Source organism: Chitinophaga sp. CC14, from assembly GCF_048957795.1.
In the GTDB taxonomy this organism is placed as follows: Bacteria; Bacteroidota; Bacteroidia; order Chitinophagales; family Chitinophagaceae; genus Chitinophaga; species Chitinophaga ginsengisegetis.
The window spans coordinates 1,266,438-1,278,879 of the sequence record NZ_JARBFY010000005.1 but is presented as its reverse complement, the minus strand read 5'-3'; the positions used below and the strand labels follow the sequence as shown (position 1 = coordinate 1,278,879).

The following is a 12,442-nucleotide window of genomic DNA, read 5'->3' as shown; positions in this document are numbered from 1 at the left end:
AATAATTCTATTATACTAACATAGTTAAGACCGAATTTAGTAATCAGGTCACCCGAAGGGCTTCTCCAAAATTAGGTTCAGCTGACTTCTGCCCTTTATATACTTTCAATTTGCCATTAATATTATACAGCGGAAGAAGATGAAATGAACTACTAATTATTTGTCGTCAGCATCGCGGTCTTCATTATTGTTATATGGATGAAATGACAATAACCTTCCACTGGCTTCAATCTCAACCCGGTAATAGTGGCCCTGATAATAAACACTCCTTCTACCCATCCGAATAAATGGCTTTTCAGGGTTGGTACGAAAATGATCCTGGATTGCTTCGGACTCAGACTCTACCACCGCAGTGATAATTCTGATGATGTCATCATACTTATACTGAAAAACAGTCTTTCCATCAAAGGCTTCACCTACCTGTGTTTCAGCTACATGCCTTGCATATATGTGTAGAAATCGTTCCAGATCCAGATAAACAAGCTTTTGGCCGAACAGGATTATCTGTTCCTCAAATCTGTGGGCCGCCGTTTTTAGGTTTCTGAGTTCATCACCATACTTTTCAGCAACAGCTTTAAGTTTAGTACCTGATCGTTCTATTTCCGCTTTAATCAATTCCTCCTTTTTCCAATAACGATCAGCTATTAAGCCTCCAAACTCCTTGATTTCGTCGCCTTCTAAAGTAAGATCCCTGTATTTCGCCTGGAGTTCATAATAACGTATCGCGCTTTCATTATCACATAATGATTTCAAAGGATCAACCGCTATATCCTCCCCAAAAAACCTGGCCAATCCAAGAAACTGGTATTTTTGTTCTGGTGATAGCGGAGAATCCCTTTTAAACTGGGATGAAAGAAAACCGTACGAAAGCTTGTTAAGTTCGAAGGGATTCGAGTTTATGTTAACTGTGAAGGTATTCTGAATTTCTTTTTTCTCTTTGGCTATAAAATTATTATTTCTTGGTTGATTATAAGACCAGATTTCGTAGATATCACTGCATTGAAATCCATATCTTTCCGCCTGTTCAAACTGCGCCTTTGTTATTTTTACGACAGGTGAAGGCATCAAACGAATTTTCCTATCACTACGTGGCACCGGTTGTTCTTTCAATAATTTTTCCAGTTCTTTACGTTCTTCTTCAGTATAGATGATATCGCCCATCAATGTGCCGCCAAAAATTTTGTATGCTTCCGAATTGTAATGAAAAGTAATGGTGATTAAAGTATCGTATTGACCATACATAAAGTATAGTTCTTCATAAGAGAAGTTCATGATTTCGTTTCTAGTAAATATAACTTTTTTCATTACAAAATTGTTGCGTAAATGGACTATCGCCCCCAGAAATATTTAAATAATACAAACATAGAAGCGGGAGGTAAACTATATTTATAAAAAAATATGCACATTGCCTTAATTAATGATGAACTTTTAACGGCCCAGCGGGGGCTGAAAGGGTTCTGCCGGGGATGCGGGCACCCTCTCATTGCAAATGTGGGATCGTAGGCGTACACGATTAGGCACATGAAAAGACCAGGATGTGTGATAGTTGGTGGGAATCGGAAGTGGAATGGCGCCGCTCGTGGGAATACAAATTTCCCCTCCAATGGCAAGAATTCCCTATGCTGGATCTACGAACAGGTGAGAAGTATGTAGCTGATGTACGCATGAATTACAGCCCAGCTTCAGGGTTTAGAAAGCTAGAAATCCTGTAAAGCTCGGGATACTAAAAAACAGACGTTTTTAATCAAATCAATGTTTTTCGGTTATAGCCCTTGAGCTATGAATACCCTACTGTAACTTTTGCCTAACCATTTGCTGGTTCAATAATCATCATAATCCTCATAATCATCATGACCAAGCTTAACGATCGCCCTGCATTTTGGGAAGTATTGCCAGATCAGTAGGCAAACCTTCTCATACAGGTAGGGATTCAGTACTGCTCCCTCCAGGTATTCTACCTCATTGGTTTCATCAGAGATACCATACTCACTTATTTCCTTATTGATGATCACTAGAAATCGCCGTTGACGGGGTTTTTTACGCAAACTGACTTTTGTAGGCAGCCCATCCAAATTAAACGTAGCTGAAATATTACGCATAGAAAACCGGCTTTGTATCCATACAGATGAAATTAAGAACGGTGAAATCAAAGAGATACTTCTGTTTAATTTTTGCTAAAGGGACCAGATGGCTGGAGCTTGATCATTAGCAGGGGATGAATCCCAATTCTCCTCACAAAATGTAATCCTTTATATAGATTTTGACCTGGCGGAACTGTTTTGCGTTCCAACGGTGAACCAATCAAACTGCAGCTGTCCTCACTAAAGGCCATCCACTTTTGCCGCTTCCATTTGGAAAAAAGACTGTCTGCTTTAAAGTGGTCAAAGCCGATACTAAGCAACGGCCAGGGGTAAGTATATTCTGCTGCAAGCCCTTTTTTGCGGTGTCTGGCGATCTGCTCCTTTAATTGCTGGTAGTACATCAAGAGGTTTTTATCCGCCGGTTCATCTGGCAAATCATAGAGGTCAGCATGTCGGGTGCAGACCAGGGCCACAAATTCAACATGATCAATCGTTGCTTTTAGTTGGTATAGCATTCTCTCTGCATTTTGTATTTAAAATTAAGCGCTCTATTGGTTTAACGGTGCTGCGTAGAACAATAAATTTTGCTCGATAAGTAAAGACTAAATAAGCTGATTTGGACAAGTTTTTTAGTAGGATTTGACAGGTTGGAAGAATCGCGTGAAATAGAACTTTTCCTGTCCTGATCATCAGTTACCATAGAACAGCTTCCACGGTTTTTTCTTTTTGCGCCGCTTTGTCTCATCTGAATGCTTACGATGTCCTGGCTGTATGGCCCCCCACATTTTTGATGAACACCCCAATTCATTTTTTAGGAATGATCTCCTCCAAAATTACCTGCTGATTCACTGTTTGTAGTGACTTAAAATCTTCTTTCCTCAAACATCTTCCTATAGCTGCCAGCAAGCTGGCAGGAGGTTTTACCCCACCTCTTATTTTTTGGCGTGGATAAAAGGACAAATGAAGGTACGGTAAGCGGGCAAAACGCCGCTTCTTAATGGCATTCAGCGAAGCGCTGAATGCCACCCTTCGGGACTTACCAGCGCCTTATTTGCCCACTTCCCTAACACCTTATTTGTCTTTTCCCACTAGCCAAAAAATAAGAGGCGGGGCAAAAAAGAAAGAAAGGCAAAAAATTAATCACAATTAAAATTTAAAAAGCATGAAAAAGTTACAACAGGCAGCAGCGGCTGCACCGGCAACAAGCGAACAAAACGCAAAATCCACTTTAACCGTAGTAACCGCCAGCGATGCCCAAAGGACCACCGGCGTAGAATCCCAAACCGAAACGCATAAAAGTGGTACAGTGATCCCCTTTGAAAAACGAAAGGAAGCCATTGAAACCCTGCACCAAAAGGTTCAAACCTTAGCCAACCTTAAAGCCAAGTATGAGGAATACTGCGAGTTTGAATTTGACCTGAAAGAGGGGGCAGACATTGACTCCGAAGTTTTTGCAACCTGTTCGATCACCATTGTAGACAGCAAAGGCCGTAAAATTACTGCCAAAAGTGGCCCCTATATTTTTGAATGTCACGAAAGCCTTAAAGCCAAGTACAAAGCCGCCATTGATAAACTCGAAAATGAAATCAACTGGCCGTATCCGCTTGCAGCCTAAACCTAATCCTTTGGCCCCCCTGAATGGGGGCTATTAACCCCTGAATTTATAACCTTTTAACCTTAGCATCATGGCAAATCAAATTGATATCTATCAAGCAGCTATATATGTCGGAACCTACGCGAAATATAATAATGGCTCCCTGTTCGGCAAGTGGCTGAATTTAAGCGACTACGCCAGCATAGAGGAATTTTATGAGGCCTGCGCCGAACTGCATAAAGATGAGCATGACCCTGAATATATGTTTCAGGATTATGAGCATATCCCCGAAAACCTAGTTAGTGAATGTGGTCTGAAAAAAGAATTTTTTGAAATCAGAGATGCCATCATTGAGTTAAGCGAGGATGACCAGACCGCATTTTATATCTGGCTGGATCATGAAAGCCGGGATTTTTCCAGCGGTGAAATCGCAGACCTGATCCAATCGTTTCAGGATGCTTACATAGGTAAATATGACAGTGAGGAAGACTATGCAAGAGAAATTATAGAAGATTGTTATAACCTGCCGGAATTCGCTTTGCAATATTTCGACTATGAAAAATATGCAAACGACCTCTTTTGTGATGGTTACTGGATACATGACGGATATGTATTCTATAGATAGCCTCCTGCTTAATTCCTCCTTCCTCATATTGAAATCTCAACGGGGACAATAATGATTTTTAAACCCAAAGCAGCCCGAAAGGGCTGCTACATAAAACAATATATCATGAAAACGACCATAAAAAAAACATCAGCAAATAAAAGTACTCGGCAACAGGCAGAACAGCAGCCGCAAGTTATTTCGCAAAACGAGTCGGCCGTGGCGGAACAGAAGAGTATTCCCCTGTCACAGGTGGATCTCAGCCCGGATAATTACCGCATCTATTTTTCTCCGGCAGCACTGGATGAACTGGCAGCAGATATAAGCCTGCATGGCATGATCTCACCGGTGACCGTTAGGCCCATGTCCAAAGGACGCTATGAACTGGTGGTAGGAGAGCGGCGTATCCGGGCTGCGCGCATCGCAGCTTTAGAAATGATCCCCGCGGTGATTACAAATTACACCGATGAACAGGCTGAAGAAATACGCATGGCGGAAAACTTACAGCGAGAGAACCCGCATCCAATGGATGAGGCCAACCGTATTGGAAAAATGCAGCGGGATGGAAAGACCATTGTGCAGATTGCAGAACGTTTATCCAAATCAAAAGCCTTTGTTTATTCCCGCATCAAACTATCGCAGCTGATCACCCAAATGCAGGAAATATTTTTTGCAGGGAAACTGACCCTTTCCGAAGCGATGGAAATTGCCGGTCTTGCGCCAAGTTCACAGGCAGAAATATTTGAGCGTCATTGTCAGGATTGGAACAACGAGAATTTTAGCATCGGTAGTTTCCGCTATGTCATTGGCCGTTACAAATATGACCTGAATGATGCCCCCTTTGATGTGCAGGATACACAATTACTCCCCTGCGCCGGTGCTTGTAGCAGCTGCCCCTTTAATTCTGCCACACTAAGCACTCTTTTTCCCGAAATGGCAGCAGAGGCCATCTGCACCAATAAAGCCTGTTATCACGATAAATGTTTGGCACAATCCCAAAAAGAAGTTTTGCAGGCGTTGGAAAACGTAGTTCCCGATGGGATTGTATTTAGCGGCAGCCTGTCAGAAGAAAATAAGATCATCATTGATTCCTTAGAACAAACCGCCGGTTTACCACAATACGCCTACTATGATGTGACAGTGATAACCCAACCTACAGCACCGGATAAGGAGGACTATACAGACGGAGACGAAGAAGGGGAGAACGAAACCTTTGACGAAGAAGGCTATGAACTTGCCCTGCAGGAATATGACGAAGATTTAGCCAGCTACAACGAAAGGATTAACGGTGAGGTGTTGAAAGGCTTATACTTTAGTTATCACGGCGTCAAAACTGTGTTTTTTAGCCCTGAAAAGCGAAGCCGGGAGAACAGCCCGAAGCAGGCTACCGCCAAACAGGTACAGGAAGCGATTAAACAGGGAACCGCTACTCCCGAACTGTTACAGGGGGAATTACTGCGATTGCAGCACCGGGAAGAAAGGTCCATACAGATCGACCGGGATAAAGTGCAGCAGGCCGTGCATCAAAAGTTAAGTGATACACTGGACGGTCCGGCCCTTACTGTAGTAGCCAATGCAGCCGATCTTACCGCGGCTAGGTTACTGGTCTACCAGTCTTTAAACTATGAATCTCGTTCAAGGGTCAATAATAGCCTGTTGGTCGATGAAAACCTGACCCATATCACTGACCCTGAAAGGATTTACCGAAAACTGGCCTCGCTAACCGAAAGCGAATACTGTTGGATGATTCGTTTGGCCCTCGCCGGAAATGGGGAAAGTAAAATTCCTACCAACGTAAACGGAATTGCACTGTACCACTTAGCCGATAAATCCGGGATCAGCGTACAGGAGATAGAAAAACAACAGGCCAAAATAGCGAAAACACGCCTGAAGAAACTTAAACCCCGCTTGAAGAACATAGAAGATCGGATCAAAACAATGGGAGCTGCCTCTGAGCGGAAAGAAGCGGCCTAATGCGGCTAGGTACAAAATTAAGGCACCCTATGGGTGCCGCTTTTTCTTCATTAAATAAGCTTTAAAATGCTGTTTATGCAAATCACAGACATCCATAACAATATCATTGAAATAAGCGATTTAGATCAGGCGATCCATCAGGCAGCGCTATATAAAGAATATCGGCACGATGATCCCGCTTTTTCTGATTCCGACCATCAGCGGCAGGAGTACTGGACTGACCTGTATCGTAAACTGCTGGATTTAAAGAACCTTCAAAACTTAACATCATGAATTCATACACACCAAGCGTTCACACCATTGCCATAACTTCTATCATTTTGGGTCTGATCCTGTTTTTCTTGTCCGGCAAAAGACATTATGACCGGATGGTAAATATCAAAGCCAAGCGCCCATTACCGTTTTGGCAATTCTTAATTGTCCGGGTGATAGAATGGTTTTGGACATGGCTCTATCGGCTGCTGATTGTACTGGGTTTATTCTTCCTGTTGATCGATTGGTACATCAGCCCATCGGGGTAGACGGGATTTTATGTAAAAAACCGCCATCCACAGCCCCTTACCTGGGGCTGCGGATGGCGCTTCCAAGCGGTGCTGCCTTGCAGGCAGCGACGCATTTTTTGAACCCTGCGGGTTCCGGATTTTCGCTTCAAAAGGTTTGTTCTTTCCTTTTTAATGAGATTTTTAGCCAGATACAGACCTTCTTTTCGATTTAGTGACATTAACTTCTCTGTTAAATTGATCCGGAGGCGGAAGGCATAAAATTGAAAACCCCTTTGAGAACGTTTTCAAACTTCCGGATCGAGACTCCAGTCAATTTCATTCTGTAGCCAGCCGATTTCATCACACCAGTTTTCAAAGTCTGTCCCAAAACCACTTTCTATTAATTCTGGAAATTTATACTTTTCGATGGCATCAACAACATGATCGTATAATGTATGACTAAGTTCATGCCTTTGCTCTATCTTTTGCAGGTTTTTATATTTTTCATAGCTGATGGCTATATCAATGGTTAAATACCGGTCTTTCTTATCGTAACGTTTAAAGCTCTTTCTTCCGATATTATCCGGCAAACACCTGATGGCTATGCCCATGACTGATGGCGCCTCAACAGTCCGGTAGTCTTCATTCACCTTTTCGCATACCGGCTCCAATTCATCCCTTAAACTCAATATTGAATTTAAATGGGTATCCACATTTATCGATATTCTCATGTTTCGCTTAGCATTTGTTATTTTGCTTTATTGTCTTTCACAAATTTACGATCCAATCTTACATTCTGCAATGGACTAATTTTTGTAGGGAATAATGTTTTAAATCTATTTTAAGTATGATGCCGAAGAACCTGATGAAATCTTTAAGTGTTGCCGTATTTGTTTGCATAACTCTAATGGCAGCTGCCCAGACTAAGAAATCCAAATCCTCACAACCGAAAATAAAGCCACCGACAGCTATTACCGAAACATTGTCGGGTCGGGGACCAATCATAACTATAATCGAAAGAGGAGATGAGGGAATACCCCTGGCGTTTTTGTGGCAGCTGAATGCCGATACCGTGTTAAAAAAAGGTGATGTATTCCGTGAAATGATTTCCTTTCCCGGAACTGCGGTTCTAAACCGGTTTATGGCAGATGATACAACTGCTCTGAAAAGAAGTACCGATAAGGAATATAAGGTGACCAGCCGATTTGTAAGTTTTTCCGGTGAAAATACATCCTTTAGTATGACTGAAGATAAAGGGATGTTGATCTTAGAGAGTCCGGAAACTCACTTGAAAAAGCAGTTTAAAGTGGTGCTGGATAAAGCCCGGAAAAATATTGTTAAGCTACAGGACGTAGAAACAGGCCACATTTACTTGCCTGCACCATTTGAGGGTGGAAGCGTGTCTGGTTGATCTCATAAAGTATGAATTTTGTATGTCTGAATTTTTTAGTGTAGTTCACGAATTCCAAAACCTGATTGAGCGTTTTGATTTTAAACAGCCGAAAAAGCTGTGGTATCCGCATCTGGTGGCATTTAGCAAACATATCGAGGATATCTATTTTTGTTATGTGATTGCAAGGGTATATAAAGATGATGGCTCTCTACAAACCACATTGTGGGTTGGGCCAGTTGAACGGCCTGATGATGGCTTGAATAACTTATCGGCAAATATTAAAATAGATGTCGGCTATACGCAAACCTTCGATGAAGATTTTTTCCGGAATTGTGAAAAGAAGATCATTCACCTGATTGAAGAAGGAGTTTTGACATCTTTATTAGCAGCATCAAAACGTGAAATGGATGATCCATCCCGTCGCAACAGAAGATACGAAGTTTATACTTTCTACTTCTTACCTTTCTTCAAAAAGATTTTGGTTGCCGCGGATAGTGACCAGAAAGTGCTGAAGAATAAAGCGAAATGTGAACCCCTTATTGAACAGGTGTTTTCAAACCTTGAAGGTGAAAGCAAAACGTTCTTTGACAGATTGGGCTTAAAAGCGACCAAAGACATGATCTGGGAGTTGTGCTACATTCATTCCTTATAATGGGTGTTTGTGGCAGGCATTATGTGATTATGTGATTTTGAGATGATGAAGCAGTTCTGTCCCATAAAACAGCTGCCATTCTGAGTTCATTGCAGAACCTTATTTTACCGGAAAACGGTAGTTGCTGTAACCTAAGGTTCCTTAATGTCTGATATTCCGCTAAGAGGATTGCCGGACACTTGCTATCTTCCAGGTGCGTTTTGATAAAATAATCCATGAAGCTAAAATACTAAAAATATTAGTATTTTAGCTTCATGGAACAGGATAATAAAAAGAAAATGATGGAGTTTCAGGTTGGCTACCGGCTAAAGGATTTTACCAACCATAACATCTACATATCCGAGGGCCTTGCAGGAAAAAGGCTGTTTCGATATCACTATGAAACAGCAACCATAGATGTGGATCTGGATTCGTTCAATGACAATTATAAAACTAGGTTTATAGTTCCTGACTTACACAAGTACTGTGTAGGTCTGCTTAATAAACTACAGTATGAGATCTTCAGCTTTATTCAGTTCAACAAAATTAAATCTTATACGATCACCTACAATTTTCACTATAATACAGTCAACCATACATTAAAGGTCAAATATGGTTTAACCCAGCAATTTGTGTAACTAGTATTGGTTTTTCCACGAACTGGCCAACATTGCTAGTCAAAATTTTGGTGATTTATTTACCTAAGGTATTGGTGGGAGATTATGATGTCGATGTAGACTTAAGTATAATGTCTATATTTTGACGTTTTAAGTAAGTAAACCTGTAATAGTTGTTAACCCTTGTCATTGACTGGTTAATGTTCTAATCATTATATTATTGTAAGTTTGAAGGAATGTGGAAGTATTAATAAATTCGGTTAACGTTATTCTTCACGGTAATAGATATTTTATGAAAAGTTCAGTTGATAAAATTGTAAATGACCTTGAAAAAATTAAAACCAAAATAAATAGTTTTTTAACGGACTACTCATCTATTTACCGTTCAAATGAAGCTGGTAGTATGTTCATTGATTTTGAGGGCGATTATAGTTTTCGCCCCTTGGTTGATGGCGGTCAATATGTGCAAGACAAACTTTTTAAACAGGCCAATAGGATTTTCGAAGGTATAGAAGTGCTACTGATGGAATCACCTGAACATCATAAGACTGAATTTCTTCGGGCAAAAAATTATGTAATGTCCGTTATCATTCAGCAGAGAAGCACTTGGAAGAAAGATATAGCCGAGGTAATTGAATTAACAAATGAACAATTAAGCCACATTTCTACAATGCTGACCAGCATATTCAAAACAACCAGCAATGTGATCCTGATACCAGATACCAACGCACTATATGCGCATACCTCTATCGAGCAATGGGATTTTTCTGATTTTACAAAGTTTAAAATCATCATTACGCCCAGCGTTCTTAAAGATCTTGATCGTCATAAGATAGAACATCGAAATGAGGAGGTGAGAAAGAAAGCGGTAAAACTGATTAATCAAATTAAAGAGTTTAGACGTAGGGGGTCTTTAATTGATGGAGTACAAGTTAAAAAGGATAAGATTGAGTTGGCCACAATTGCTAAGGAGCCTGATTTTACAAAATCATTTTCCTGGTTGGATAGTTCAAATGAGGATGATCGCTTAATCGCAGAAACCGTTGAGATCATAAGGGACAACGCCGGCAGTGTGATTGCACTCATCACAGCAGATATAAACTTACAGAACAAATGTGAAATGGCTGATCTGCACTTCATTGAGCCACCTATTCCATCATAGACTACAGGTAAATACATTCATCAGGAAGCCACACTTACTGTTTTGCCTCCTCAGCTTTTTCAGCAGCGATCAAGGGCCCATGCCAAGCCCATAGTTCTTCAAGTGTTGTGAAATTTTGAGGAACAGGATTGTTGTTCCTGAAAGCCTCATCGATGGTCATGGGCAGGTTGTGGCTATGGTAACTTTCACAGCTACGGCGTGGATTCTTTGCCAAAGAAGAATTGAAATAGTTGTTTGTAGTATCATAGTGGTGGCTGTGTATAAAACCATTCCATCGCTCCCTCAGCGTATCTTCAGGAGAAACATCTATGATCTCGAATTGTTCCATGTTTCTGCGGTCGGGTGTTCCCCAGGCATCGTTGAGCAGTTTTACTGCTTCCACATCAGAAACCGGCGCACCATAGCCAAAGACAGAAACCCTCACTGTCCGGTCGTGGTTTAGCCAGTATTTTAGGCGTTCCCATTCCTGGTTGATGAATACATCATCCGTATAATTTTTCTGCTCTACTGGGTACAAAAGCTTTGTTGGAATAAATTCACCTCCCTCCTCCCGGGCCCGATAGCCAACAGGACCTGCTCTCTGATCCTCCTCACTATAACCGATGGCTACATTTCCATGCAAAAAAGATAGGTGTGGCAAATCTTTAGTAAATTTTCCTATTCGTACAAAGGCTTGGTACAAAAAAGGATCCCAATTGAAAGTTGCGATCAGGTCTTTACCCCTTAGAGACAAAACTAAGTAGTCATAGATTGTGGGCTCCGGAGGCAATTGCATGTTCCTGAAATAATGTTGTATCCGGGCTTCAATTTCCTTAATCAAATCAGAATTGGGGTCAGTTTTATACAAATTTCCATAGAGCTTTTCGAAATTATCTGCCTGTAGGTCTTCCGGGGCTTGTTGAATGAGATCCTGCAAGCCGACAATAGCGGCAAAATTACCCATATGTGGCAGAGGCTTACCGTTAAGTTCAGGATTTCTAATTGTAGAGGCAATACTTGCCCCTGCGCCCAAGATAACTACATGCCGCAGACCATTAAAAACCTGGTTGATACCTTCTTCAATTGATAACCCATTCATAAGATTAAATATACTACAAATTATCTATTGGATCAGATGTGCCCCTTTCATCCAGTAATCAGATCCAAAATATCTATCTCCCCTTGTCACTTCGTAACCTGTCAGTAAATAATTAAAAAGGGCGTGATAGATCAATCCTTTTTTCCCTGTCGGATAGGAATGGTTTCTACACTCCAATCCAGGAAGGGTCATGTTATAAAGACTGTGCCGGACAAATCTATAGCCAGGAAACCTAGCCTTTATTTCCTGATATGCTTCTTTAAAAATCTGCTCGTACTCTTCAAACGGCGAAATTGTAATGACATTAATTGCCTGGTAGAATTTCCGGTTGAGCTGCAACATGGAACCGTCCCCTCCCCAGATTGTAAAAAATGGCCCTAGCAGACTGATGGCCACATGTAATCGTTTAAAGACCGTATGATTGCCTGCTTCAATGTTGGAAAGTTCCAGGTAGAAGCTGTAGGAGGGAACCTCACCATAGGTGGTGCCTTCCGCTCTTAGATTCAATTTTTTGCCTAAATCGGCTCCTATGGATGCCCATTTCTCCTGGAATACATTTTGATCGATAAAGTTCTCGCTAATCAGTTCTCCGAAGGCCCTTTGTCCTTTATACTGATGGTAGATTTGCCACGCAGGATCCGCTGTTTCCGGAGAGTCAGGCAATATACCGATAGGGTAATAGTGATTTATTGTTTCATAAATCGGCCAGTAATCATATTTTTCTGAATTGAAGCTAAAGTTCTGTTCCATAGTTTTTCATTTAAATGCAATATGCTGTCTCCTGCTGACGGGCTTTGCATGGAGGTTTCCTTGATCAAAAGCTTTT

General features: G+C 41.3%; 14 protein-coding genes. 8 read left to right on the top strand and 6 right to left on the bottom strand.

What is annotated here, in order from left to right; translation table 11 throughout:
• Positions 1 to 156: 156 nt before the first annotated feature.
• The 3 genes from PV783_RS24770 to PV783_RS24760 form a co-directional block, all read right to left on the bottom strand.
• Positions 157 to 1,305 (bottom strand): hypothetical protein, encoded by a 1,149-nt coding sequence (locus PV783_RS24770; protein WP_420989969.1) that lies wholly within the window; start codon positions 1,303 to 1,305, stop codon positions 157 to 159.
• Between the two features lie 515 nt (positions 1,306 to 1,820).
• Entirely contained in the window at positions 1,821 to 2,099 is a 279-nt protein-coding gene (locus PV783_RS24765) for a hypothetical protein (RefSeq protein WP_420989968.1), read from the bottom strand.
• 65 nt (positions 2,100 to 2,164) lie between these two features.
• Positions 2,165 to 2,596 (bottom strand): hypothetical protein, encoded by a 432-nt coding sequence (locus PV783_RS24760; RefSeq protein ID WP_420989967.1) that lies wholly within the window; start codon positions 2,594 to 2,596, stop codon positions 2,165 to 2,167.
• Between the two features lie 647 nt (positions 2,597 to 3,243).
• On the opposite strand from PV783_RS24760, the gene PV783_RS24755 reads away from it, so the two are divergent.
• From PV783_RS24755 to PV783_RS24735, 5 genes are all read left to right on the top strand, one after another.
• Complete coding sequence (locus PV783_RS24755) at positions 3,244 to 3,696, top strand: hypothetical protein (RefSeq protein ID WP_420989966.1); 453 nt, start codon at positions 3,244 to 3,246, stop codon at positions 3,694 to 3,696.
• Positions 3,697 to 3,766: 70 nt separating this feature from the next.
• A complete protein-coding gene (locus tag PV783_RS24750) occupies positions 3,767 to 4,300 on the top strand; it encodes an antirestriction protein ArdA (protein WP_420989965.1) in 534 nt (177 codons plus the stop codon).
• A gap of 105 nt (positions 4,301 to 4,405) precedes the next feature.
• Positions 4,406 to 6,253 (top strand): ParB/RepB/Spo0J family partition protein, encoded by a 1,848-nt coding sequence (locus PV783_RS24745; RefSeq protein ID WP_420989964.1) that lies wholly within the window; start codon positions 4,406 to 4,408, stop codon positions 6,251 to 6,253.
• Between the two features lie 75 nt (positions 6,254 to 6,328).
• Positions 6,329 to 6,526, top strand: a complete 198-nt coding sequence (locus PV783_RS24740; protein ID WP_420989963.1) for a hypothetical protein — start codon at positions 6,329 to 6,331, stop codon at positions 6,524 to 6,526.
• Positions 6,523 to 6,774: a hypothetical protein gene (locus PV783_RS24735; RefSeq protein ID WP_420989962.1), complete on the top strand. Its 252-nt coding sequence runs from the start codon at positions 6,523 to 6,525 to the stop codon at positions 6,772 to 6,774. The genes PV783_RS24740 and PV783_RS24735 overlap by 4 nt, the downstream gene beginning before the upstream one ends.
• A gap of 266 nt (positions 6,775 to 7,040) precedes the next feature.
• Here the strand turns inward: PV783_RS24735 and PV783_RS24730 are convergent, their stop codons facing one another.
• Positions 7,041 to 7,466: a hypothetical protein gene (locus PV783_RS24730; protein ID WP_420989961.1), complete on the bottom strand. Its 426-nt coding sequence runs from the start codon at positions 7,464 to 7,466 to the stop codon at positions 7,041 to 7,043.
• Positions 7,467 to 7,582: 116 nt separating this feature from the next.
• Here PV783_RS24730 and PV783_RS24725 point away from each other — a divergent pair, with 116 nt between their 5' ends.
• The 3 genes from PV783_RS24725 (at position 7,583) to PV783_RS24715 (ending at position 10,538) form a co-directional block, all read left to right on the top strand.
• The gene (locus PV783_RS24725; protein WP_420989960.1) at positions 7,583 to 8,146 is read left to right on the top strand and encodes a hypothetical protein; all 564 of its coding nucleotides are present in this window, start codon (positions 7,583 to 7,585) and stop codon (positions 8,144 to 8,146) included.
• Between the two features lie 22 nt (positions 8,147 to 8,168).
• Positions 8,169 to 8,780, top strand: a complete 612-nt coding sequence (locus tag PV783_RS24720; RefSeq protein ID WP_420989959.1) for an Imm25 family immunity protein — start codon at positions 8,169 to 8,171, stop codon at positions 8,778 to 8,780.
• Between the two features lie 888 nt (positions 8,781 to 9,668).
• Positions 9,669 to 10,538, top strand: a complete 870-nt coding sequence (locus PV783_RS24715; protein ID WP_420989958.1) for a PIN domain-containing protein — start codon at positions 9,669 to 9,671, stop codon at positions 10,536 to 10,538.
• A gap of 34 nt (positions 10,539 to 10,572) precedes the next feature.
• On the opposite strand, the gene PV783_RS24710 is transcribed toward PV783_RS24715, so the two are convergent.
• Entirely contained in the window at positions 10,573 to 11,616 is a 1,044-nt protein-coding gene (locus tag PV783_RS24710) for a hypothetical protein (RefSeq protein WP_420989957.1), read from the bottom strand.
• A gap of 24 nt (positions 11,617 to 11,640) precedes the next feature.
• Positions 11,641 to 12,366: a hypothetical protein gene (locus tag PV783_RS24705; RefSeq protein WP_420989956.1), complete on the bottom strand. Its 726-nt coding sequence runs from the start codon at positions 12,364 to 12,366 to the stop codon at positions 11,641 to 11,643.
• Between the last annotated feature and the right edge of the window lie 76 nt (positions 12,367 to 12,442).